Annotated in this window: 21 protein-coding genes; 1 reads left to right on the top strand and 20 read right to left on the bottom strand. The window is 56.6% G+C overall.

Annotated elements, in window-relative coordinates:
• Nucleotides 1–8: 8 nt before the first annotated feature.
• From CDA56_RS23635 to CDA56_RS23535, 20 genes are all read right to left on the bottom strand, one after another.
• The gene (locus CDA56_RS23635) at nucleotides 9–635 is read right to left on the bottom strand and encodes a hypothetical protein (RefSeq protein ID WP_104011437.1); all 627 of its coding nucleotides are present in this window, start codon (nucleotides 633–635) and stop codon (nucleotides 9–11) included.
• Nucleotides 632–841, bottom strand: a complete 210-nt coding sequence (locus CDA56_RS23630; RefSeq protein WP_104011436.1) for a hypothetical protein — start codon at nucleotides 839–841, stop codon at nucleotides 632–634. Before CDA56_RS23630 ends, CDA56_RS23635 begins: the two co-directional genes overlap by 4 nt.
• Nucleotides 838–1,341 carry a hypothetical protein gene (locus CDA56_RS23625; RefSeq protein ID WP_104011435.1) on the bottom strand — a complete coding sequence of 168 codons (504 nt, stop codon included), beginning with the start codon at nucleotides 1,339–1,341 and terminating at the stop codon, nucleotides 838–840. Before CDA56_RS23625 ends, CDA56_RS23630 begins: the two co-directional genes overlap by 4 nt.
• Nucleotides 1,338–2,306: an ash family protein gene (locus CDA56_RS31710; protein ID WP_104011434.1), complete on the bottom strand. Its 969-nt coding sequence runs from the start codon at nucleotides 2,304–2,306 to the stop codon at nucleotides 1,338–1,340. The genes CDA56_RS23625 and CDA56_RS31710 overlap by 4 nt, the downstream gene beginning before the upstream one ends.
• On the bottom strand, nucleotides 2,303–2,482 hold the full coding sequence (locus CDA56_RS23615) for a DUF4222 domain-containing protein (RefSeq protein WP_044521333.1): 180 nt from the start codon (nucleotides 2,480–2,482) through the stop codon (nucleotides 2,303–2,305). Before CDA56_RS23615 ends, CDA56_RS31710 begins: the two co-directional genes overlap by 4 nt.
• Entirely contained in the window at nucleotides 2,475–3,284 is an 810-nt protein-coding gene (locus CDA56_RS23610) for an antA/AntB antirepressor family protein (protein ID WP_104011433.1), read from the bottom strand. The genes CDA56_RS23615 and CDA56_RS23610 overlap by 8 nt, the downstream gene beginning before the upstream one ends.
• A 13-nt stretch (nucleotides 3,285–3,297) precedes the next feature.
• Nucleotides 3,298–3,729 carry a hypothetical protein gene (locus CDA56_RS23605; protein ID WP_032437140.1) on the bottom strand — a complete coding sequence of 144 codons (432 nt, stop codon included), beginning with the start codon at nucleotides 3,727–3,729 and terminating at the stop codon, nucleotides 3,298–3,300.
• Nucleotides 3,729–3,944, bottom strand: coding sequence for a helix-turn-helix transcriptional regulator (locus CDA56_RS23600; protein ID WP_087808184.1), 216 nt, complete (start codon nucleotides 3,942–3,944; stop codon nucleotides 3,729–3,731). The genes CDA56_RS23605 and CDA56_RS23600 overlap by 1 nt, the downstream gene beginning before the upstream one ends.
• Before the next feature lie 555 nt (nucleotides 3,945–4,499).
• On the bottom strand, nucleotides 4,500–5,150 hold the full coding sequence (locus CDA56_RS23595) for a hypothetical protein (protein WP_032421644.1): 651 nt from the start codon (nucleotides 5,148–5,150) through the stop codon (nucleotides 4,500–4,502).
• Nucleotides 5,147–6,409 carry a tyrosine-type recombinase/integrase gene (locus tag CDA56_RS23590; protein ID WP_104011451.1) on the bottom strand — a complete coding sequence of 421 codons (1,263 nt, stop codon included), beginning with the start codon at nucleotides 6,407–6,409 and terminating at the stop codon, nucleotides 5,147–5,149. Before CDA56_RS23590 ends, CDA56_RS23595 begins: the two co-directional genes overlap by 4 nt.
• A gap of 227 nt (nucleotides 6,410–6,636) precedes the next feature.
• Nucleotides 6,637–8,115: a ribosome biogenesis GTPase Der gene (der, locus tag CDA56_RS23585; RefSeq protein WP_014230361.1), complete on the bottom strand. Its 1,479-nt coding sequence runs from the start codon at nucleotides 8,113–8,115 to the stop codon at nucleotides 6,637–6,639.
• 115 nt (nucleotides 8,116–8,230) lie between these two features.
• Entirely contained in the window at nucleotides 8,231–9,409 is a 1,179-nt protein-coding gene (gene bamB / locus CDA56_RS23575; protein WP_004104478.1) for an outer membrane protein assembly factor BamB, read from the bottom strand.
• 10 nt (nucleotides 9,410–9,419) lie between these two features.
• A complete protein-coding gene (locus tag CDA56_RS23570) occupies nucleotides 9,420–10,040 on the bottom strand; it encodes a YfgM family protein (protein WP_025106605.1) in 621 nt (206 codons plus the stop codon).
• Between the two features lie 34 nt (nucleotides 10,041–10,074).
• Nucleotides 10,075–11,349 (bottom strand): histidine--tRNA ligase, encoded by a 1,275-nt coding sequence (gene hisS / locus CDA56_RS23565; RefSeq protein ID WP_025106604.1) that lies wholly within the window; start codon nucleotides 11,347–11,349, stop codon nucleotides 10,075–10,077.
• Nucleotides 11,350–11,440: 91 nt separating this feature from the next.
• On the bottom strand, nucleotides 11,441–12,562 hold the full coding sequence (gene ispG, locus CDA56_RS23560) for a flavodoxin-dependent (E)-4-hydroxy-3-methylbut-2-enyl-diphosphate synthase (protein WP_004104485.1): 1,122 nt from the start codon (nucleotides 12,560–12,562) through the stop codon (nucleotides 11,441–11,443).
• Nucleotides 12,563–12,588: 26 nt separating this feature from the next.
• Entirely contained in the window at nucleotides 12,589–13,560 is a 972-nt protein-coding gene (gene rodZ / locus CDA56_RS23555; RefSeq protein ID WP_025106603.1) for a cytoskeleton protein RodZ, read from the bottom strand.
• Between the two features lie 277 nt (nucleotides 13,561–13,837).
• Nucleotides 13,838–15,004 (bottom strand): dual-specificity RNA methyltransferase RlmN, encoded by a 1,167-nt coding sequence (gene rlmN, locus CDA56_RS23550; RefSeq protein ID WP_004123586.1) that lies wholly within the window; start codon nucleotides 15,002–15,004, stop codon nucleotides 13,838–13,840.
• Between the two features lie 411 nt (nucleotides 15,005–15,415).
• Nucleotides 15,416–15,847, bottom strand: a complete 432-nt coding sequence (ndk, locus tag CDA56_RS23545) for a nucleoside-diphosphate kinase (RefSeq protein ID WP_004114414.1) — start codon at nucleotides 15,845–15,847, stop codon at nucleotides 15,416–15,418.
• Nucleotides 15,848–16,017: 170 nt separating this feature from the next.
• Complete coding sequence (pbpC, locus tag CDA56_RS23540; protein WP_102803375.1) at nucleotides 16,018–18,342, bottom strand: peptidoglycan glycosyltransferase PbpC; 2,325 nt, start codon at nucleotides 18,340–18,342, stop codon at nucleotides 16,018–16,020.
• On the bottom strand, nucleotides 18,343–23,289 hold the full coding sequence (locus tag CDA56_RS23535; RefSeq protein WP_102803376.1) for an alpha-2-macroglobulin family protein: 4,947 nt from the start codon (nucleotides 23,287–23,289) through the stop codon (nucleotides 18,343–18,345).
• 400 nt (nucleotides 23,290–23,689) lie between these two features.
• Here CDA56_RS23535 and CDA56_RS23530 point away from each other — a divergent pair, with 400 nt between their 5' ends.
• The gene (locus CDA56_RS23530) at nucleotides 23,690–24,901 is read left to right on the top strand and encodes a hypothetical protein (protein ID WP_014230367.1); all 1,212 of its coding nucleotides are present in this window, start codon (nucleotides 23,690–23,692) and stop codon (nucleotides 24,899–24,901) included.
• Nucleotides 24,902–24,908 lie beyond the last annotated feature (7 nt).

Genomic DNA, 24,908 nt, shown 5'->3' with positions numbered 1-24,908 from the left:
TGGCCCCCTCAGTGCGTCAATGGCATTTCAGGCCATCCGTTTTGCTGCAGATCGCTGATGAAGTGATCGTGTAGTTCTGCCAGCGTTTCACGTCCGAATGCGGTTAGTTCTCCAGCCTCCACATCCAGCATGGCCTGATAAAACACAATAGCCTTTTCCGCGCCCTTTTCTGAGCCGTAGCGTTCAATCATTGCCCCCTCGATGTTATTTGCCATCGCCAGGCGCTCAGATAATGGATAAACCGTGATAGACACTTTGCCATTGGAATAAACAGCCACCTGCGATGACGTGCCGTCCGGCTCAGTAACAATGGTCGTACCGTTTATCAGCTTCATCTCGGTGATGAACGCCGCAGCAATCAACCAGCGCCACATAGTGACGTTGTGCTGCGCGGTAAAGTCGAAATATCCACAGTTTCCGCCCTCAGCTACGGCAAGGTGAATGTCATAACCCGTGCTGGAGTCGTCATAATCGCCAGCGTCAAGGCGGTTCACGGCATCCTCGTAGCCAATAAGCTGAACTGTTTCACGACCATCGCTACCAGAGCTGGTGATCTTCACCCCTGCAGGTGTAGGCTCCGCACGGAATGGATCGGTATTTCCCGACTTTTGAGGAAATGCGAAAATATTGCTCATGCTTTTATCTCCACCAGCGACTTATCGCGCGCCACTCTTCTTTGCTGCACAAAAACAATCAGCGCAACGCTCCAGCCATTGCTTTTAGCCTCATGCTCCATTTTTCTGATCGCAGCATCTGAACTGCTGGCATACCCGCGCCATGTAACAGGCATCGGGTAACCGGCACGATCGAGACACGTGGAAAACACACGAAACTCTCTCATTTCATGCCCTCCAGCTTTAACAACAGGCGGTTGTATCTGCTTTCCGTACGCTGAGCTGCGTAGTTAAGTTCGTTAATTAGCGTCCATAGTCTGGCGCCAGCTTTAGGATTGGCAGCCCGCAAGCGAGCATCAAGATGAAGCTCCCACAACGCCTGCAGTTCTGCCGCATAACGCACCGTGGTTGCGGCATCACCACCAGTCGGCACAGGCATTTCACTGCGCAAGTCTGGCACTGTTGTGGGGGGCAATGATTTTGCATCTAACGCTTCAATCATCGTGATGAAATACATCGCATCCACCCACACTGCTATTTCGTCGCGTTCAGCCGTATTGGCCATGCCAGGGAGAACCTCATTTAACAGGTGCAAGAGACCAGCGCTTATCCGCAATAAACGATCGTGCGAATTATTTTCCGGGGTATTAGGCACAACACTCTCTTTACGCCCAATGACCTGGTTTACAGACGCCAGGATTCGATCTCTTTGAGCAATATTCATCATGCCGATACCTCCTGAACGCGGGTAATGCGCACATGGCTGAGACCTTCACGCTGCGCCTGAAGCACTGCGTGGGCCGTTGCTGTTTTGGTGTCGCTGGATATGAGCTGATAACCGATACCAACCGTTAAACCGCGCTTATTAACGGCGTAGCCGGTGATGCGGAAATAGTTACGCATGAGCCACCTCCAGACGGATGCGACCAGCGAAAAAGCAGACGTGATCCCGAACCAGAGAACGGCGGGCTTCGCGCTCAGTAGGTGCGGCGATATGGTGAATTTTTGCAGTAATTGTCGGCATATCGCGGCGAACAGCGGCGATAATCCAGATGAATTGCGGAATTTGGGTAGGGGTAGTAGCCAACATGTGGCAGCCTCCGATAACAGGGGATTAAACCCATCACCGGAAACGCCAATTTCACTGGTGATGGACTGGACAGGGTTGGCGTAACCGGCGTTATCGGAAACCGGCGCTTCCGAAGAAGCCCCCGCCCAGCCCACCATAATTCTGAGGCAAGTCCGGTATGACACCGAACCGCTGAAAAAAGGGTGTACTGAGCTAACGACACAAAAAAAGACGCTTGGCGCGTCATATGTCGCCGACAACTTTACCAGGACGCCAATCCCGGCACCAGATTTTGCTGGTGCGCTATAACCATAGACCGGGATACCTTCAGACCGCAAGCCCTTTTTGTCACGGTGCGGCAATTTATAGCTGGCGGTGTGATGGGCCCCGCATCCACCGCCGGCGCCGGACACGCTATCTTCCAGATAGTCAGTTTCCGAACGTTTACCCGCGGGCGTACTGGTCACGAAACTCCGCCAGGTGTTTTGTACGCCACTATCAGTGGCCCGCAAAGTGACAGGTTTTGACAGGTTTCCACGGTGGCGCACCGCCCGCAGAGCGTTAACTTTTGCATACATCAGGCCAGCCAGAGAGAGGCTTTTGCGCCGTGCACCGGTAATCATTGCTTCACCTCCGTGTACTCCTTCATGAAGCGCTCAATGGGTTGCACGCAAGGGAACTGGTAACCTTCGCGGTAGAACGTCACCCGGTTATGCGCTACAGTGGCCACGCTCACCATCTGGCCGTGAGCGTCGCGGTAGGAGTGATTTGGCAGCGGTGCGCTGGTGGGCTTATTCATCGTTAGCCCCCAGACGTTTAGCCAGCCAACGCTGAGAGAGGCGGGTTAATTCCGCTTTACGCTGGGCGTACTCCATACCCATATCGATCAACGTGATGTTGGTGCTCTCCAGGTAGCTGAGGTGCTCCAGTTGGCCGACGCTCATGCTGTCGCGCGGTTCGCCGTCGATACCGTTCACCTGCGCCCACTGCTTGGCGGTCATGCCACCCAGCACAATGCGGGCGATCATGTTGCTTTCATTGCTGTAGTGCCGGGCTTGCGTATCTTTCCCCTGCTCTGCCCGGGCGACACCCAGAGCGGCACACATCGGCTTGAAGAGGTTGGCGGCACCAATGCGGGCCTTAAGCTGGCGGCGATATTTCGCGGCGATTTCCGGCGCACTGAGCCGTAACGCCTCCTCGCACTGGATGAAGTAGCGGCGGACGGCACGCCCCTGTTCGTTGCGCTCAACCATTGCCACTTCTTTAGCCATATCCAGCGAGAGAAGGTAATCATGCTCAATTTGCTGGCGAAATTTTGCGCTCGCCCGTTTTGGTGAGCTCAAATTTTCAACACGGATGTAGTCAGCCCCGGCGACAAATCCGTACTGGTCGATGCGGCCTTTAATCCAGTTGGTAAAGTCGCGGCCCACCCCCAGCGCCTTATGCAGAGCTCTGGCGCTCGCAATATTAGTTTCACGGCCGCCAATTTGGCCGGGAATAACGGGAACGATGGCGGCAAAATCATTACCGCTAATTACGCCCTGGTTAACATCAGGTTGAAGGGCGGCCTCAGAATTGAATCTGCTTTTTTCGATTTTCATTTTGTCGGCTCCGTTATGCGGCGGTGAAGTTGTCCGGGTAGAGGCTCAGAATGTCGGCGATATCCTGTTTTGAAAGCCCGTGGTGTTGATTGACTGCGGCCATGTGGTTAACGAACTGAATCACCTTCAGCACGTCACCACGGCTCGCAAACCGGTAGCGCATATGCGCCCCGATACCATCAGGATTTTTCTCTTCAAGGCGGTCCAGGCAGATATCAAGCTCGCGCTCAAGCTCGCTCGCATAGTTGCGGCCAGATGAGAGGCGGCAATTGCGCAGGATATCGTTTTCTGTCCACCCACCAGCCCCACAACGCAGCATGTAGGTGCGAGCACGGTGTTTCTTCGGAATGCGCTTTGAGGCTTGAACGGTGTAGGCTAGTGGCGTAACATCAGATTCGCGAGTATCTATGTTAGCCGCCTGTAATGGGCGGTTTTCTTTTTCCATCAGACCACCACCCCGCGGCGTTCTGCCAGCCAGTTGTTAATCTCTACCGCATCAAAAGCGGTCACGTTATTGGTGAGTTTCACCGGGCGTGGCAACGTGCCGTTTTTAACCCATCGATCAATGGTTGGCATTGATACCCCTAACAACGCCGGCATGCGAAAGCGGCGGATATACCCAGTGGTAGGAATGGCTGATTGTGTCGTTTGACTTGGCATCATATGCTCATTAACTCCCTTGATAGCTGCTGAAGTTATGCGCAGTTTAGTGGCTATTTATCCAGCTATTCCAGTGAAAATGGATTCTTTTGAAAGATATATCATTTCCATTAAAAAACAGCATTTCCATTGAAAAAACACATTCCGATAATCTCTCGCATTCCTCCGAATAAACAGCACCTTGAGTTAACGCATAACCCCGTGATTTATCAACTTTTTACATCTTTTCGCATGCGTTACTCTGTTTTGGTATGTTTTGTTATGTATTGATTTACATGTCTTTATTTGGCTGCAAATGACTCACTATGACGACTTATGGAGAGCACAGGACAACACAAAACGACACAGAACGACGCGCGTTGACACGAAATAAAGAATTGCGAACTGGCACGGGCTGGCACGGAAGGTGACAGCGGGAAACGACACGCTCTATAGCGATCTATATCGATTTTATCTCATGGTGGTTATAGTCAGGTGTAGCAAGGGGAGGTAGTTGATAACTGGCGCCACGCCATTAATGATCCCTTGAATCTGTTTAATGGCGTGGTTGATTTCTTAATCGAGGTTATGGATTGCTAACAAAGCCTGCTTTGCTTTTGCCGCAAAAGCGGCTCTGCTTATCCCTTTTTTTGAAATACCTTCACACTCTAATAAATCAAGCACATCCTTATAGATGGCCGTCACATTAGGCTTGCCTGAGTTAATATAGGAGGATGCTCCAGATTTTTTTACCAGCAACTGAATGATCACGCCCATCATCTTCATTGTTCCGTCTTCCTCATCCTGTTTGCGGTGCTGCCCTCGCCCGCTGCGATTCGTGTCTTTGATGTAGTTCACAAGATGCAAGCCACCCAAATTGCGGGCTTTTTCCTCCCAGCCTTTTGTTCCACGCAAATCGTCGATAGCCTCTGTAACTTTTTGCGTAATTATCTCGGGCGTACTTTCTTCAATAAATGGGAAAGCAGCCAAGAGAATATCCAGAGCGTTACAGGCCTCGTCAGTAGAAATTTTTTTATCCCTGTGTACCTTTAGTGCTCTAGCTATTGCCCTTCTGGTGTGATCAACGTAATCAAAATGCTCTTCGGGAACGTCACTTATTCGAGTTAAAGGGTTCAACCCCGCAAGAGCCAGCGCCATCTCTTGCGGGGTTATTGAGACAGACACACAAAGCCTTTCGATAGGTGATTTTCTAAGGATGTCTTTCATACTTTCCTTCGCTCTAAATCAAACGGCATTACGTTATAATCTACCCCACTTTCCAGAGCCACCAGCAGATTAGCCCACCGTGCCAGCGCCGCTTTCCGCTCATCAAAGTATTGATGCCGGTTATAGATGCCCTCTATCCCCGGTATTTTGTGGTTAAGGCAACGTTCGGCTATCACCGGGTCAATGCCTATCGCGGCCATCTGGGTGCGCATGGTTCGCCGCAGGTCATGGATACTGAACGGCTCAACGTCAGCCATTTCTTTCAGTACGGACGGCATGACCATATTCAGCGTGGCTCGGCTAACGTGAGCCGTTGTTCTGGCTCGCCTGGCTGGGATTAACCAGCGGCTATCACCGGCAAAAAGTCGAATCTCTTTAATCCATTCGATCACTGGCGCCGGCAGCGGGATATCGATGTCATCACCATTCTTTGCCCGCGAGCCAGGGAGATGCCAAACCTCGTTATCAAGGTCGAACTCCGACCATTCGGCGGCACAGAGCTCCATTTTGCGCACCCCAAGCGCCAGAATGATCTTGAAGGTCAGCTCATTTTCTCTGCTGATTCCACGCCCGCGGCGTAGAGCTTTGAAGAACATAACCAGCTCATCACGGCTTAACGCACGTTTGCGCCCCTGCTCTTTGCCGCCAGCGTCTTTAGCGCCAAATGATATGGCTGGGTTAACCTCTATCATTCCGCGTACCACAGCGTAATCAAACAGACGTTTGAGCATGCGAAGTACATCATTAGCTACCGTGGGAGACCCTCGCTCTAACACATCCTGCAGGACGCTATCAATGTGCCGCGGGCGAACGTCCTCTACCTTCATCTTTCCGATGAGAGCAACGATATTCTTTTGCAGACTGCTGCGGAAAAGCTCCGGATGTTTGTACGTGGTCTCTATCTGGCGGGCGTAATACTCAGCGGCAAGCTCTGAAACGCGAATGGCGTTCTTCTCAGCCTCAATCTTCGCTATTGCCTCAGCCTTGCGCTCCTGCTTCTCTGCGGCTACGTCATACCCGAGCGCTACCCGTGCGGATAACTCTTTCGCTATATCTCGGGCTTTTGCCAGTGAGAAATCGGAATAAGAACCGATCATCATGGTACGGGCCCTTCCCGCCAGCTTATATCGATAGCGCCAAAAAGGAGTTTTATCCTCTTTTCGAAACCTCAGATAGAGGCCGTCACCGTCTGCTCGCCCCTCGAAGCGTTCCCCGCTCTTAATCCATGCGCGGATCTGCATGTCTGTAAGTTTTGGCATGTGCGAATACCTGAAAATCCTTACCGTGATCCATTGGGTACACCGCGAAATGTACCCAAATTGCTTAGAGGTATACCCAAAACTTTGGCTAATGATCATGGGTACACCTCTGTGTACACGACAATCATGCGCTTTGTTGCGTCTTTATGATAGCCCATGATAACAAAAAAGCCCGGCAGGTGCGGGCTTTGAAGGATTCATGTTGGTGGGTAAATCTTGCTGATAGCTTATTTGCTTTTCTTGATGTGCTTAATCAAGCGCTTACGCTTACGCATCTGGTTCGGCGTCAGGGTATTGCGTTTGTTGGCAAACGGGTTTTCCCCTTCCTTGAACTGAATACGAATCGGCGTGCCCATCACTTCCAGCGATTTACGGAAGTAGTTCATCAGGTAGCGTTTATAAGAATCCGGCAGATCTTTAACCTGGTTACCGTGAATAACCACGATCGGCGGGTTATAACCACCGGCGTGGGCATATTTCAGCTTCACGCGACGGCCGCGCACCAGCGGCGGCTGATGGTCTTCAGCAGCCATGGTCATGATGCGGGTCAGCATAGCGGTACCCACGCGACGGGTTGCGCTGTCGTACGCCTCGCGCACGGATTCAAACAGATTGCCTACGCCGCTGCCGTGCAGCGCGGAGATAAAGTGCACGCGGGCAAAGTCGATAAAGCCCAGACGGAAGTCCAGGGTCTCTTTCACCTGCTCTTTTACTTCCTGGCTCAGGCCGTCCCATTTATTGACGACAATCACCAGCGAACGACCGCTGTTGAGGATAAAGCCCAGCAGGGAGAGATCCTGATCGGAAATCCCTTCGCGCGCATCAATCACCAGCAGCACCACGTTGGCGTCTTCAATCGCCTGCAGCGTTTTGATCACCGAGAATTTTTCGACGACATCGGTAATTTTTCCGCGCTTGCGCACGCCTGCGGTATCGATAAGGACGTATTCACGCTCATCGCGCTGCATCGGGATGTAGATGCTGTCGCGAGTGGTTCCCGGCATATCGTAAACCACCACACGATCTTCACCCAGGATACGGTTGGTGAGCGTTGATTTACCCACGTTCGGGCGGCCCACAATCGCCAGCTTAATCGGCAGATCCTGCGGGTTAAAATCATCTTCCGGCTCTTCAAGCGCTTCGCCATTCTGCTCGGCTTCGAACTGCGCCCAGTATGCCGCGTCTTCGTCCACTTCTTCCGGCGGGTTCACTTCGTCAACCCACGGCAGCAGCACGTGCTCGAGCAGGCTGGTGACGCCGCGGCCATGGGAAGCGGCGATAGGATAAATCTCGCCTAACCCCAGCGACCAAAAATCGGCAATCGCCTGATCGGCATCGATACCGTCAGTTTTGTTTGCCACCAGGAAAGTCGGTTTCTCACGGGATCGCAGATGTTTCGCAATTGCCGAATCCGCCGGCATCAGGCCCGCACGCGCATCGACCATAAACAGCACCACGTCCGCTTCTTCAATCGCCAGCAGCGACTGTTCCGCCATTCGCGTTTCTACGCCATCTTCGGTACCGTCGATCCCGCCGGTATCGATACAGATAAATTCGCGGCCTTCCACTTCAGCACGACCGTACTTACGGTCACGAGTCAGCCCCGGGAAATCCGCGACCAACGCATCGCGAGTGCGCGTTAAGCGGTTAAAGAGCGTGGATTTTCCAACGTTAGGGCGCCCGACAAGCGCGACCACAGGTATCATGTTAAATGCCTCATACAAAAATCGATACAACGCCCGTTTTCACGGCGTTTTTAAAAAAGCCAAAACGGCCCCTGTCTGCCAGGGGCCGTTTCTCAAAAATAGACTACCGCTGTTGTTAACGCGTAATCGCGTACAGCGTGCCGTCTTTCGCCTGAATCAGTAGTTTGCCGTCAGCAACAACCGGATCGGTCAGGAAGCCTGAGCTGTCCACCTTCTGCTGAGCCACAAAGTGACCATCTTCAGGGTTGACCCAGTGCATATAGCCTTCGCTATCGCCAACAACCAGATTGCCATTATACAGCACAGGCGCCGTCAGCAGACGGTGCAGCAGATCGCTTTGCGTCCACAGCGTCACGCCGCCGTCGGTGGTGAGCGCCAGCAGACGGTCATTCTGGTCAACCAGGTAAATACGGTTGCCGTCGACAATGAAATCGTTCACTGAACCCAGCTCGCGTTTCCACATAATCTGGCCGCTGCGCAGATCCAGCGCCGTCAGGTTGCCGTTGTAGGCCAGCGCGTAAATCACGCCGTTCACGATAACCGGCGTCGTGTCGACGTCGTTAAGACGGTCGATTTCCGTCGGACCGGTCGCGGTAGAGATACGCTGCTGCCAAATCATCTGGCCCTGCTGCATCAGCACCGCGCTGACGCGACCGTTGTCGCCGCCTACAATAGCTGCGCCGTAGGCGGTAGCCGGAGCGGATTCGCCGCGCAGGGAGAGCGCTGGCATATCAAGGTTAACGGTCCATTTCACCGCGCCATCGGCTTCGTTCAGCGCCTGAAGCTGACCGTTAGTGGTATGAATCAGCACCATACCGTCGCTGACGACCGGACGAGAAATCGCTTCACCCGCCACGCTCGCTTCCCACGCGACGGTGCCGTCGCTGGTGTTCAGCGCATAAACTTTCGCTTTTTCGCTACCGATATAAACGTGGCCGCCGGAGACGGTCACGCCGCCGGAGAGCAGCGCAGGCGCGCGGGAGAACCAGCCGTCTTTCTCTGCCAGATTAACCGACCACACCTCTTTGCCGTCGCCTGAATTAAGGGCTTTAACGGTACCTTTACGATCGGCGGCATACACGACGCCATCAGCAAAAGCCGGGTGCAGGTTAGAGTAGAATTCGCCAATACCGCCGCCAACGGAGGTGCTCCAGGAGGTGGACGGCGTAAACTGGTTTTCCACCGTCGGCAGTGGCGACATTTTCACCACATCTTCTTCGCTGTTAAACAGCGAACAGCCGCTCAATAAGGTAACGGAAAGCAGCCCTGGCAGAAGTAATTTACGCAATTGCATCGAGTCCCTCTCAGATGGACAAATTATTTATTTTCATACGCATCATTTCGCTGAGCGCCGGTGAGGCATCGCTTTTCGCGCCCGCTTCCCATGCTGCTTTCGCCCCTTGCTTATCGCCTTTGCTCAGCAGGATCTCGCCGCGCAGGTCAGCGACAATCGCGGTCCAGCCTTCGCCTTTCACGGCATCCAGGGTTTTCAGCGCGGCATCAGGCTGCTTAAGCTGCAGCTGGACGCGAGCAAGACGCATATTGATAACCGATTTCAGGTTATCATCAGAAGCGGCCGTAAGCCCCTGCTGAAGCTGCTTTTCAGCGTTCTGCAGGTCGTTTTTCTCAACAAACTGCTGCGCCAGCTCAAGAGAAGCAAACGCACCATAGGTGTTTTTGCTGTCGGCGGCAAATTTCTGCGCAGCGTTCAGCGCTTCTGGTTTATCCGATTTGAGGGCGGAAATCGCATTTTCATAAGCCAGAGACGAGCCTCTGGCGGTATCCAACTGATGGGAGGTCCAGTAGCGCCAGCCAACCAGCGCGCCAACACCCAAAATCACCCCAACGGCCAGCGCCTTGCCATTTTCAGCAAAGAAACGCTTCAGCGCGTCGACCTGATCGTTTTCGTTATTGTAAAGTTCCACGCAGTCCTTCTCCTGACTAATGATTCCCGGGAGATTAACCCAGAAGTGTGCGCAAATGCGCGGCAACGCTATCCTGCGTTACGGTAGTTTGCTCTCCTGAGCGTAAATCTTTCACTACCACGTTTCCGTCAGCGATTTCTGACTCGCCCAGCACCAGCGCAACGCGAGCGCCCCATTTATCAGCGCGCGCAAACTGCTTCTTAAAGTTGCCGCCGCCGTGGTTGGTCATCAGCTTAACGCCGGGTAACGCATCGCGTACCTGTTCAGCCAGACGCATTGCTGCGGACTGGGTGTCAGTTCCGGAGGCTACCAGGTATATATCGACAACAGGATCGGCTTTAAATTCCGGATTCACTGCCTGAACCAGTAAAACAAGACGTTCCAGCCCCATCGCAAAGCCGACGCCAGGGGTTGCGCGACCGCCAAGCTGCTCAACCAGACCATCGTAACGGCCACCGGCGCAGACGGTGCCCTGGGAACCGAGGCTGGTGGTGACCCACTCAAACACGGTGCGGTTGTAATAGTCGAGACCGCGCACCAGACGCTGATTCACGGTATAGCGGATACCGGCATCATCCAGCAGCGCGCAAAGTCCCGCAAAATGCGCTTTGGACTCTTCATCAAGATAGTCGCCCAGCGTCGGGGCGTCGTTCAGCAGCGCCTGGACGTCCGGGTTTTTAGAATCCAGCACGCGCAGCGGGTTAGTGTACATGCGGCGTTTGCAGTCTTCGTCCAGCTTATCTTTATACTGCTCAAGATAGGCCACCAGCGCGTCGCGATAGTTAGCGCGAGCCTCCAGCGAACCGATAGAGTTCAGCTCCAGCGCAACGTGGCTGGAGATGCCCAGCTCGCGCCACCAGCGGGCGGTCAGCATAATCAGCTCGGCATCAATATCCGGCCCCTGCAGGCCGAACGCTTCCGCGCCAATCTGGTGGAACTGGCGATAACGCCCTTTTTGCGGACGTTCGTGGCGGAACATCGGCCCGATATACCACAGGCGCTGTTCTTGATTGTACAGGAGACCATGTTCGATGCCGGCGCGTACGCAGCCAGCGGTACCCTCCGGACGCAGAGTCAGGCTATCGCCGTTACGGTCCTCAAAGGTGTACATCTCTTTTTCAACCACGTCGGTCACTTCGCCGATAGCGCGTTTGAATAACGGGGTCTGCTCTACAATCGGCAAACGGATTTCGCTGTAACCGTAGCTACCAAGCACCTGCTTCAGTGAGCCTTCAATGCGCTGCCAGAGAGCGGTTTCGCCCGGCAGATAATCGTTCATGCCACGGATGGCTTGAATGTTCTTTGCCACGTTTATTCTCTTTATATATACAAAAATGAACCCCGGCGCCTCGCGCCCGCAGGTTCAATCATACACGGGAAGCGTATCGCTTCCCAACACGTTATTTCGCTTCAACCTGCTGAATATCGATGCGACGCGCCTCATCAAGCATCGATGCTTTAGCGCGAATACGCGCTTCCAGCTGATCGATCATATCGTCGTTATCCAGTCTGTCTTTACGTACGCCGTCTTCGTACAGGCCGCTTTTCTTGTTGCCGCCGGTCACGCCGAGGGTGGAAACCAGCGCCTCGCCGGGACCGTTTACCACGCAGCCAATGATCGAAATATCCATCGGCGTAATGATATCTTCCAGCCGCTGCTCCAGCGCGTTAACGGTACCGATAACGTCAAACTCCTGACGTGAACATGTCGGGCAGGCAATGAAGTTGATCCCGCGAGAGCGAATGCGCAGCGACTTGAGAATATCGAAGCCCACTTTGATCTCTTCAACCGGATCCGCCGCCAGGGAGACGCGCAGCGTATCGCCGATCCCTTCAGACAGCAGCAGGCCGAGGCCGATCGCGGACTTCACCGCGCCGCTGCGCGCCCCGCCCGCTTCGGTGATCCCGAGGTGCAGAGGCTGATCGATCTGTTTCGCCAGCAGGCGGTAGGATTCAACCGCCAGGAACACATCGGAAGCTTTCACGCTGACTTTAAACTGATCGAAGTTAAGACGATCGAGGTGATCGACATGGCGCATTGCCGATTCCAGCAGCGCCTGCGGGGTGGGTTCACCGTATTTTTCCTGGAGATCTTTTTCCAGAGAACCGGCATTCACCCCGATACGGATAGGGATGTTTTTATCGCGAGCGCAGTCCACCACCATGCGGATACGCTCTTCGTTGCCGATATTGCCCGGGTTAATGCGCAGGCAATCAACGCCGTATTCCGCTACCTTCAGGGCAATGCGGTAATCGAAGTGGATATCGGCAACCAGCGGTACGCTAACCTGCTGTTTGATAAGCTTGAACGCTTCCGCCGCATCCATCGTTGGTACCGAAACGCGCACGATATCCGCGCCAACGCGCTCAAGGGCTTTAATTTGATTTACCGTCGCCGCCACATCGGTGGTGCGCGTGTTTGTCATCGACTGTACGGCGATGGGAGCGCCATCGCCAATCGGCACATTCCCAACGTAAATTCGCTTTGATTTTCTACGTTGAATCGGAGCCTGGTTATGCATGAAAAATCTCCCGCGTTACCCGTCTGTTACTGCGCCGGTGATTGTTCGGCATTGAGGGTCAGACGTGCAACCTGGTTAGTTCTGATAAAACGACTCAAATCGACTGGTTTACCCAGATACTGTATCTGTACCGCCGCCGGGGCACCGATTTTCAGCTTATAAGGCGCCTGGCCGCTCAGATTGAGGTTACCGCCTTTACGCTGTAAACCGCTGAACAGCTTTTTACCGGTCGCATCGCTCACTTCCAGCCAGCAGTCGGCGGTAAAATTCAGCACCAGATCCTGGGCGGAGGCCGCCGCAGCGGTCACGTTTGCCTGGTCGGTCGGTAACGGCGAAGTTGCCGGCGCTGCCGCCGTATCGACGTTGGCCTGAGAAGGCGCGACAACGGCGTTATTCTCGGCCGGAGCCGGGGCCGGAGTCGACGCCGCTGGCGCCGGAGACGTTTCTACAGGCGCGCTGTTGGCGGCGGTATCCGGTGCAGAATTCGCCGATTGATTATCCAGAGGGATGCTTTGGCTGTTGCTATCGCCCGCATTCAGTTCGGCGGAGGATTGATCGGCCATCGTGGAGATCTCGTCCTGCTGCGCTTTGTGGTCCTGCCACCACCAGGCGCCGCTGAGGCCAATCACCACGAACAGCACCAGCCAGGTAAAGCTCATTAGCCAGCCGTCGCGCTTTTTACGGCGTTTACCCAGCGAGAAGCTCTGCATGGGGGCAACTTTCGCCGCCCGGATCGGAGCCTGCTTGGCCATCATCGGCAGCAGCTCTTCTTCAGGAATGTGCACAAGGCGGGCATAAGAGCGGATATAGCCGCGCAGGAAGGTTGAAGCAAGATCGGCGGGTGCCTTATCGTCTTCAATATCACGAACCGTGGAAACCTTCAGGCATAAGCGTTCAGCCACCGCCTGCTGGCTGAGCCCGAGTTGTTCGCGGGCATTACGCAGACGCGCGCCCGTGGTGTTTGCTTCTTGATGGTCTTGAGTGGCTTCAGTATTCATTCGCTACAACTACTGGTACGTGAAATTTAAAATTCAGCGCCGGTGACCCCGCGCCGCGAGACATCTGCTCAACGTCAGACAAACAGTATAAGTCCGTATGACCTGGTATCACAGAGACTTATCAATATTGAATGCTAAGCGGTTGTTGTACCGCTACATACTGCCTCAAAGTCGACAAAAACGCACCGTAATTATTAACCACAACAGCGTATTTCGCCCGGCGATTCCACATAAATATGCAGCGCACCGCCAGGGCTGTGCGCTGCATCATTGATTATCAGACCGCCTTCACGTCGATGGCTTCGCCCTGCATACGTTTACGCAGCGTACGCTTGGTACGGTCGATAACGTCGCCGGCCAGCTGACCGCAGGCGGCATCAATATCGTCGCCGCGGGTTTTACGCACGATCGTGGTGAAACCATACTCCATTAACACCTTGGAGAAACGGTCGATACGGCTGTTGGAGCTACGGCCATACGGCGCGCCCGGGAAGGGGTTCCATGGGATCAGGTTGATCTTGCACGGCGTATCTTTCAGCAGCGCGGCCAGCTCGTGCGCATGCTCGGTGCCGTCGTTGACGTGATCCAGCATGACGTATTCGATAGTGACGCGTCCCTGGTTGGCGTTGGACTTCGAAATATAGCCACGCACCGAGTTCAGGAAGGTCTCAATATTGTATTTCTTGTTGATCGGCACGATTTCATCACGAATGGTATCGTTCGGCGCGTGCAGAGAGATGGCCAGCGCGACGTCAATCATATCGCCAAGCTTATCGAGCGCCGGCACCACGCCGGAAGTGGAGAGCGTGACGCGACGTTTAGAGAGACCAAAGCCGAAGTCGTCGAGCATGATCTCCATGGCCGGCACCACGTTAGTCAGGTTCAGCAGCGGCTCGCCCATCCCCATCATCACCACGTTGGTAATCGGACGTACGCCGGTGGTCTTCACCGCGCCGACGATTTTCGCCGCGCGCCAGACCTGGCCGATAATTTCCGAAACCCGCAGGTTGCGGTTAAAGCCCTGCTGGGCCGTAGAGCAGAATTTACACTCCAGCGCGCAGCCCACCTGGGAAGAAACGCACAGGGTGGCGCGATCGTCTTCCGGGATATACACGGTTTCGACGCGCTGATCGCCAACGGCAATCGCCCACTTAATGGTACCGTCGCTGGAGCGCTGCTCTTCAACGACTTCCGGGGCGCGAATCTCCGCGACTTCCTTTAATTTGCCGCGCAGAACTTTGTTGATATCGGTCATCTCATCAAAGTTATCGCAGCAGTAGTGATACATCCATTTCATCACCTGATCGGCGCGGAAAGGCTTTTCGCCCATGTTTTTGAAAAACTCGCGCAGCTGCTGACGATTCAAATCCAGCAGGTTGATTTTGGCATCTTTGTTCGGCACCGTCAGAGCGGCGCTATCAGGTGTGACTATTTGTTCAGACATAATTGATTCCGGCCTCGTTATTACACGTTATGGCCCCTGGAGGGTTGAAAAAAGAAACGCCCCGGGAGCGACTGCTCATCCGGGGCGCTGTATTCTACAAATTCTGGTCCATCAATACCACGTTTGCACGCAGCAATGATGAAAAAATCTGTAACTGCCTGGCAGATCCTCTAAGGATTTTCGATTGTCGCAAGGCGGTAAGCAAGCGAAGCCCCGGGAGCACAGATAAGCAACCGGGGTGAACGCGCGCAGCCAACACCGCGATAGTCGAAAAGACGACGAGGATGGGTATCTCCAAAATATTTTACGTCACGGCGAGGCGGCGAATTCGCAAATCCCGGGAGCATAGATAACTGTGACCGGGGTGCGCGAATGAAGCCAACAAAGCGGTGGCGTGAAAGACGCGGGAGATTAGCGGGTGCGCGGGCAAACCTCGCCTTCAGCAAAGAAAAACGCGATCTCGCGCGCAGCGGATTCAACGGAATCGGAACCGTGGGTGCCGTTCTCGGTGAAGCTGTCAGCGTAGTCTGCGCGCAGGGTACCCGCCAGCGCGTTCGCCGGGTTGGTTGCGCCCAGCAGGTCGCGATGACGCTGAACCGCATTTTCGCCTTCCAGCACGGAAACCACGATCGGGCCGGAAGTCATGAATTCAACCAGACCGTCAAAGAACGGGCGACCTTCGTGCTCAGCATAGAAGCCGCGAGCCTGCTCAACGGTCAGATGCAGCATTTTGGTGCCAACAATTTTGAACCCTGCAGCTTCAAAGCGAGAAAAGATGCCGCCAATAACGTTTTTTGCCACCGCGTTTGGTTTGATGATGGAAAAAGTACGTTCAATAGCCATGATAACCTCTTTATATATGTTGTTCTGTTTTGCAGATGAGCAGATGAGACCGATAAATACGGCGCGAATTATAATCATCATCTAAGGCGATTGCCTATGTGTTTAGGTAACATTTTTTTAAAAAAAAGCGACCTTAAACAACAAATCCCGCCAATTAAGGCACGTTACGTTTATTGCACGGTGAAGTTCGCGGCAACAATTTGCCCCGCCTCGTCCATCACTACCAGCTGATAACGGTCAGGGCGATCGATGTTAAGGGTCGCGCCGGCGCCTTCCGCCTGCAGAGGCTCACCGTTAAGAAACCACCAGCGGCGCCCCTCCCCGCCGGTCGTTTGCAGCGGCAGCATCACCTTTTGCTCGCCGGGCAGCCGTTTAACCACCGCGCCTTCACGAAGACCGGAGAGCACCAGCGGAGCGGCATCCGCGGTTTGCACCGGCGGACACGCCGCCGAAACCGCAGGCAGCCTGACGCGACGCCGTTCGCCTGCGGGTAGCCAGGGTTCAAGCGGCAGCGGCCAGACGTCGAGGCTTTTCTCTACCGCGCCGGGGCAATCTGCCGCCACCCGCAGCCCTTTCTCATTCAGCCACACCGGGAAGCGAATCCCGCGGATACCTTCCTGGCCGGGCAGCAGCAGGGTCGGCGGCTGGCTCTCATCGAGCAGCCAGGTGGCCAGCCGTCGGCGGCAGTTCGCGTCGCCCGCGGGTAAATTCTGCCCGCCGGGCCAGCAAACCGTCCCGGCGCTGACCGACGACGGGCGAGGGTCGGCAGGCAATCCGCCGCGGCTCATCGCCGGGCGCGCCAGCAGCATATTATTCACCTGGTTCAGCAGCGGCACCGCGCTGGCGAAGCCAAACTGCCCGACGACCGGCGTGCCGTCGGGTCGCCCGGTCCAGATACCTATCAGATAGCGGGCGTTCACGCCGATCGCCCAGGCATCGCGGTAGCCGTAGCTGGTTCCGGTTTTCCACGCCAGCGGCACCACCTGCACCAGCGACGCATCGGGCACCGGCTGCGCTTCGCCGGCCAGTATGCGCCGCACGATCCACGCGGCGCCCGGCGACAGCAGCGGCCTCTCAACCAGCGGTGAGTCTGGCGTGATGCGCAATTGTCCCGCCTTACCATGGCGGGCAAACGCGCTGTACGCCGCCACGATATCCGCCAGACGCGCGCCGCCTCCGCCGAGGATCAGCGACAGATTCGGCTCCGCGCCGGCGGGCAGCATCAGCGGCAATCCGGCATTGCGTAGCCTGGCGGCAAAACGCTTCGGCCCGTAGGCCTCCAGCACCTGCACTGCCGGAAGGTTCAGCGAGCGAACCAGCGCGTCGCTGGCGCTCACCGGCCCGTGAAAACCGCTGTCAAAATTCCCCGGCCGGTAGTCGCTAAACCGTCGCGGCACATCCTGTAACAACGAAGCCGGATGGATCAGCCCCTCATCCAGCGCCATACCATAAACAAACGGTTTCAGAACCGAGCCCGGGGAGCGGATCGCCGAGACCATATCAATATGACCAAAGCGGCTATCATCGTTGATATCCACCGACCCTACCCAACCGCGCACCTTCATATTGGTATGGTCAACTACAATCATCGCTAAAGAGCTGCGCGGCGGCAGGCGCGATTTCCAGTTCAGCGCCAGGTCTTCCAGCTGCCGCTGCAGTCCGGCATCCAGCGTCGTTACCACCTTCTCTGCGCGGCTGCTCGCCAGCGCGCGGCGGGCAAAAAGCGGCGCCAGCTGCGGCATCTGCCGCGGAAAGAGCCAGACGGGCTCTTCGATAGCTTCTCGTACCGGCTGCGCCGGCCACACGCCCTGATTTTCCATCCGCAGCAGCACTTTATCGCGCGCCGCCTGCGCTCGCTCCGGCCAGCGATCCGGACGCAGCCTGCTCGGCGCCTGCGGCAGTACCGCCAGCAGCGCCGCTTCGCCATAGCTAAGCTGCGCGGGCGGTTTACCGAGATAGGCCCAGCTGGCTGCGCCGATCCCCTGCAGCGTACCGCCGAACGGCGCCCGGTTGAGGTAGAGCGTGAGGATCTCGCTTTTTGACAGATGCCACTCCAGCTGCAGCGCGCGCCATAGCTGACGCAGCTTGCCGCCGAAGGTTCGGGGATGCGGATCGAGCAGGCGCGCCACCTGCATGGTCAGGGTGCTGCCCCCGGAGATCACCCGCCCGGAAGTGAGATCCTGCCAGGCAGCGCGAACGATCGAGAACGGATTAACGCCGGGGTGATCCCAGAACCAGCGATCTTCATACTGGATCAGCGCCTGTAAATAGCGCGGCGAAACGTCAGCCAGGGTCACCGGATAGCGCCAGACGCCCTGCGCGTCGGCGAAACGCCACAGCGGCGTCCCGTCTTCCGCCACCACCACTCGGGCAGGCGTCACCTCGCGCAGCGGCAGCGGCCACAGGCGATCGGCGGCCAGCAGCAGCAGCCACAGCAAAAAAATAAACGCCGCCAGCCAGCGCCAGCGGCGTTTAATGCGCTTCAGTGCCCGCATTTAGGGTACAACGGTGAGCGGTCCGCTGGCCGCGCCGGTTGCCCGCCACTGCGGCACGTACATTGACTCGACCTGCGGCTGCGGTACCTGATAGGTGCCCGGCGTCACCGCGCGCGCCAGATAAACCAGCGTCACCGGCTGGCCTTCATTGATAGCCACCGCGGCGACGAAGCGATCGTCGCGAAACTCAATGTGCTGAATATCGGCCTGCTGCATCTGGTTAAGCAGATTCTGCACCACCTCGCCGTTCTCCTGCAGGCTGGCGCTGCTGTTGGCCAGATTCTGGTTTTCCAGCTCCAGCCCCGCCGGGAGTAAATCCACCACCAGCGCGTCCGGAACGTTACGCTTAGCCGTCACTTCCAGCTTCACCAACACCAGTTCGCCGCTGCGCAGCGAAGAGAGCGATTTCTGCTGGCCCTGGGTATCGAAAATTTGCCGTTCAATGCCAAGCACGTTGCCCCCCGGCTGCGGCGCGTTCTGCGGATAGCCGCTGCTGTCGAGACGGAGCCACAGCGGCTGCTGGCCGGTATTGGTCACCTGCAAGGCCGCCAGCTGGTCGCCGGTCAGGTTGCGGGTTTGCGCTTTCTCGCCGGAGAGCGGTTCGGCCTGCACGGAGGTTTGCGCCTGCCAGCTGCCGGGGAGATCCTGCAGCGTACGCCCGGCCAGGAACAGGGCGTTACTCTCCTGCGTCGAGAGCCAGCGCTGGCCGTAGGCTTCGTCCGCCAGATGGCTGAGCAGCGTATTTTGCGCTTCCGGCAGCAGTTTGTTCTCCTCCAGCAGCGCCAGCTTCAGCGCATCATCGCGCAGCTCGCTGCCGTAATCGCCGAGCCAGCGGTTCGCGTCCTGCCGCGGCGTCGTCAGCGCCAGCTTCAGGGCTTCGTCGCCGCGCGGCGCATCGCCCATCAATTTCAGGGCCACGCCCAGCTGCAGCAGCGGCAGACCGGAACGCGCCTGGTCGTGACGGCTCCAGATTTCGCGCAGCGCGCCGAGCGGCGCTTTCTGCTGCCGGGCCAGTACCAGCGCGGCGTAGGCCTGAGCGGCAAAGCGGCTGGCCTGGGCATCATCGCTATAGCGGACGGTCATCAGCCCCGGCTCCTGTAAATAACGCAGCAGGCGCTGGTTGCCGTTATTGACGGCGTTCGTTGGTACGCTGTAGCCCTGCTCGCCCGCCCGGACGAGGAAGTCCATCGCGTAGGCGCTCAACCAGTACTCCTCCGGCCCTTCTTTATCCCACAGGGCGAAACCGCCATCATCGCGCTGCATCTGCAGCAGACGAGAAATGCCGATATCCACCGCCGCGCGTCGCTTTTCATCGCTATCGCCGCCGATCCCCAGGGCTTTAAGCTGGGCGGCGTTGGTATAGAGCGACGGGAACAGCCCGCTGGTGGTCTGCTCCAGGCAGCCGTAAGGATAGGCTTTCAGGTCGCGTATATAGCGCGCCAGGTTCAGCGGCGGCTTGCCGCTGAACACCAGCTGCCCCTGCAACGTGGCCGGCGAGAAGCCCTCGCTTTGCGCCGCCGGAGCCTGCCAGCTTTCACCCGGCTGGAGGACAGCGCCGGAATTCACGGTTTGCGCCGGGAAAGCCGGACGCACGCCCAGCTGCCACTGCTTCTGCATCGGCGCGAAGGTTTCACCCGGCAGGTTCAGGCCGCTGATGGTGGCATTCACCTGACCATCGCCAAAGCCTTGCTGCGCGCGAACCGGCACAAACAGGGTGCTGCGCGCGCCGGGAGCCAGATGCACCGGCGGTATTTCTCCCCCTTCAAGCTGCAGCAGACCGCTGGCGGCCAGCGCAACGTTGAGGGTCTGCAGCTTATCGGTCAGATTGCTGAGATCCAGCGCCAGGCGAGTGGTATCTCCGCTGGCGAGGAAGCGCGGCATATTCAGTTCGGCAATAACCGGCGCCGCCACGATCGTTTTTCCTTCGCTGCTGCCAAAATCCTCTGCGGTCCACGCCTGGGCCATAACCCGCAGTTCGCCGTTAAAGTCGCCAATCGGCAAAGTCACCGTCCCTTCGCCTTTCTCATCCAGCACCACCGGCTGCGCCTGCTGAGCGATAATCGTCACGTGATTAACCGGCGGTTTGCCGCCGCGTTTGAGTTCATCACCGTCGCCGCCGAAGCGCAGGCTGGCGAGTCTCCCCTGCCCTTCGATCACCTGACCATAGATATCGTAAATATCGGCGCCGTAGCGTTTCTGGCCAAAGAAGGCGTTCCACGGATCCGGCGTTGCATAGTCGGTGATATTGAGTACGCCGCTATCGACGGCGGAGAGCAGCACGTTAACCTGTTTCGGCGTCTCGCCTTCTTTGACGCTGGCCTTAACGTTGACCTTCAGCGGCTGGTTGGGGCGCATTTTATCCGGCGCTTCCAGCGTCAGGTTCAGACGGCGATTTTCATCGCCAAGCGGCAGATGCAGCAGACCCACCGCCCGTTTTGGCGTCGCGGACTGGGATTTATCCCCCGGACGAATCACCAGGGTGCTGAGGTAGAGGTCGTGACGATTCCACGCTTTATCCACCGGGATCGATAGCTCCATCCCTTCCGCCGGGACGTCAATCTCCTGCCACCACAGCGGCCCTTCGCTTGATTCCACCAGCGCGTAGCCTTTACCGGCTGCCGGAGCGGCGATATGCAGCTTGATCGTATCGCCCGGTTTATAGGCCGGTTTGTCCAGCTTCATGGTGACGCGATCCGGACGCGCCGCCCCCTGGCCATCGCTGTTATCCTGCCAGCTGTATCCGGCCCAGAAGCGCACGCTGCTGACCGCATCATCCGGCCCTTTAACTTCCAGGCGATAAGAACCCCACTCGACCGGGAAGCTCACTTTCGCCGTTTGTCCGGCTGAAATATCCAGCGACTCCTCGCCTTCCTGAAGATCTTTTTGATCGAACTGCGACTGCCAGCCTTCGCTCTCGGACCAGTTCCAGTAGTAGTCGCGGCGTTCGCGAATCAACCGAACCTGCAGCCCGGAGACCGCTTTCTTCTCACCTTTGGCGTCGGCATACACAATCTCAAACGCGGCGGTGCCGTTTTCATCCACCACCGGCTGCTTGATAGTGCTGTCGGTGCGATAGTCGTAAACCTCTTTCAGGGCAAATTCCGGTCGGATACCCGGCAGCGTTTCGGCCGGCCAGATCGGCTGCCTGACGGTGCGCGTGACCGGTCTGCCGCCGGACTCCAGCAGGCTGGCCTGCAGGATCACCTGCAGCGGCGAGCGACTCTCCTGCCACTGGCTGGCGGCGGTGACTTCCGCATGTCCGCGATCGTCCAGGGTGGTCTGCACTTCATCCAGGCTGCGGGAAAGGTTCTCTTCGGCAATGTCGCCAAACTGGAAGCCCGGCAGCGCAGGCACCGCATCGCGCAGCGGACGCAGGAACAGTTTACCCTGCAGCGAGTTGCCGCTGGCCGGCGCGCCGTACAGATACGCCCCGCTCACGGCAAAGCTGACATCCGCAGCCGGCGAAACCGGGGCATTTTGCGCCGTGAGATTCAGCGCCATGCGCTCAGGCATAAAATCTTCAACGTGAAAATCCCACTCGCGCGGCTGGTTGTCGCCGGTGCTGGCGCGAATGTGCCACATCCCGGTCGCCGCGCCGCTATCGAGCGGATAAGTCAACTGATACAGGCCGTTAACCGGTTTGCTGACCGTCGAACGAATAACCTGGCCATCCGGCTGCACGACTTCCAGCTTCACCGGCTGCTCGGGGAGCGGTTTACCGTCACTATCGCGCAGTAGCGCGTTGAGAATAACCGTTTCGCCCGGACGATAGAGATCCCGTGGGCCAAACATAAATAGCTGCTTGCTGAAGCCCGGCGCGCCGGCGATGGAAAATTCAGCCAGGTCCAGCGCCGGAAGTTTGAGATCCAGCAGAGTGGTTTGCCCGTCCTTACGCGCCAGCAGCAGCGCCGCTTCTTTGTCCGTTTGCAGCGTCACGTGCCCCTGAGCGTCGCTCTTCGCCTGCGCCAGGGTTTGCCCTTTGGCGTTCAGCAGCTGCACATCGATACCGGACTGCGCCGCGCCGTTTTCCAGGCTCTGGGTAAAGACATCCAGCCGGTTGTGGTAGCGGTGCGCGGATACGCCGATATCGCTGAGGGTGAACAGCGTCGCGGCGTTGCTATAGCTGTAGCGGCCCGCCTGGTTCATCACCGCGATATAGACGCCCGGCTCCTGCAACGGCTTGATATCCGCCAGCGGCAGCAGCAGTTTTTCGCGCGTATTGCGCGCCGGGTTAAGGTCAAAACGGCCGGTGTAGACCAGATCGGCCATCTTCAGCAGCTCGTCCGACTCCCAGTTGCTCAGGGAATTGCGGTATTCCCATTGGCTGACGAAGGCGGAGAGCGATTCAGGTTTGATGCGGAAAAAATTGACGTCGATGTTATCGACATTCAGCGCCATCACCGGCAGTCCGGCCACCACTTTCCCCGGCAGCAGCGAGCCGCGGCTGGCAAAGCCGATGCTCGGGGCAATATCGCGGGTGGTAATGGTTTTTTCAACGCTGCTGTCTAAGGTCGCTTTATTCAGCGCGGTTAGGGTGGGGTCGAGCGAAACTATCAGCTCGCGTTTTGGCTCAAGATGGCGTAGACGCAGCTCTTTAAGGTTGGGCGCCAGCTCCCATGCCCCATCGACTTTGCCGCTTTTTTTGTCGACCAGATGCACGCTGCGGGAGAAATCCTGATCCGGCTGCAGAGGAATAGAGAAGGTCAGCACCAGCGTCGACGCGCCGTCGAGCTGAACTTCAGAAGCATCCAGCAGCGTTAACGCTTTGCCTTTGCTTTTTTCAGCCAGCGCCGCCAACTGGGCGCTGTCCGGCTTCGCGGGCGCGCTATCTGCCGCCGCGGATGGCGCCGACGCGACCGCCTGCGGTTTGCCGCTGTCGTCACAGGCGGTCAACGATAGCGCGGTAAGTAGCGCCAGAGATAGCGCCGCCAAACGAAATGGTTTCATCCTTCTAACCCCTCGGCCCGCAGGCCAGATAATTTCAGTGAACACATTATTATGCGTTAGCGGCAGAATTACCAATAGCGCGCTAGCAAGCAATATTGGTAGGGATCACGGATAGCTGGAGTGGATTAATTTAACGGATATACCGCGCTACGATTTTTCTTATATCAACTTTTAATATCCTCAGCTATCGATACTTTTTATTCTGAAATCCCACTCTCTCTGCCCATATAAATTGACAAGGCGCGCGCTTTCTATTTATTGTTCGGGATATCATTGCCTTTAAAATATAAATTATTACGCCGGCGATGATATTGACTGTACGTTCCAGCGTTTACCAGATAACACAACATCAACCCATCTCATATAAATATATATGGGATTAATAATATGGAAGTTATTTATGTCTCAGATGGTCGCACTGTCGATTATTATTTTAATTCTTTATATCGGCGACGTTGTTTCAACCCGCACAAAAGCCTGGATTCCCTCCGTATTTGTCTGTGCGGTCCTGTTTTTAATCGGGTACTGGACATTTTTCCCGGCAGATATTATCAGCCGGGCCGGAATCGGCACGCCGGTTGCCATAATGCTGATGTATCTGTTAATCACCAATATGGGCACCCTGCTGTCGCTAAAAGAGCTGGCGCAGCAGTGGAAGACCGTGGTCATCTCCCTCGCCGGCATTGCCGGGATCGCGGCGGCGGTCTTTGCGGTGAGCCTGGCGCTGTTCGACCGCAACACCGCGCTGGTCACCATTCCTCCGCTGGTCGGCGGTATCGTCTCATCGCTGATTATGTCGCAGGGCGCGAGCAGCGCCGGCCTGGTCGACCTGTCGGTTTTTGCCATTTTGATTTACGTGATGCAGGGGTTTGCCGGATATCCGCTCACCGCCATCATGCTGCAGCGCGAAGGTAAAACGCTGCTTGCCCGCTACCGCAGCGGCGAGCACCGACCCGATAACATCGCCGATGAGCACGCGATGCTCACCGTTGGCGAGGAGAAAATGCCGCGCCTGTTCAGTAAAATCCCCGTTAGCTACAACAGCAACTACTTTAAATTCCTGCGGCTGGCGCTGGTCGGCTGTCTGGCCTGGCTTGTCGCCGACCTCGCGAAGCCGATCGTGAATATCAGCCCCTTCGTGCTGTGCCTGTTTTTTGGCGTGGTGTTTACCTCGTTAGGCTTTCTTGAAAAACATATGCTGCATAAGGCGAACGGCTTTGGCTTCGCCATTATGGCATTGATGCTATTTATCTTTGATACCTTAAACAAAGCCACGCCGGAGATGCTGCTGCGCCTGCTTTTCCCGATGGTGGTGTTAATCGCCACGGCGGCGATCGGGATGTTTGTTGTCTCCTGGCTGGTCGGGAAACTGCTTGGCGTCAGCGGCCCGATGGCTTTCGCCATCTCATTGACCGCGCTGTACGGTTTCCCCGCCGACTATATTATTACCAACGAGGCCATCAACGCCCTCACCCACGATGAAAAAGAGCGCCAGATGCTGACCCACCATATGCTGGGCCCGATGCTGGTCGGCGGATTCGTCTCCGTCACCATGGTTTCGGTGGTGTTAGCCGGAATTCTGGTCGGCTATCTGACCCCCGCTGTCGGCTGAGCGCGTT

Source organism: Klebsiella michiganensis (assembly GCF_002925905.1).
GTDB lineage: Bacteria > Pseudomonadota > Gammaproteobacteria > Enterobacterales > Enterobacteriaceae > Klebsiella > Klebsiella michiganensis.
Note: the sequence above shows the minus strand (reverse complement) of the source record. Positions and strands in the feature narration are given on the sequence as shown.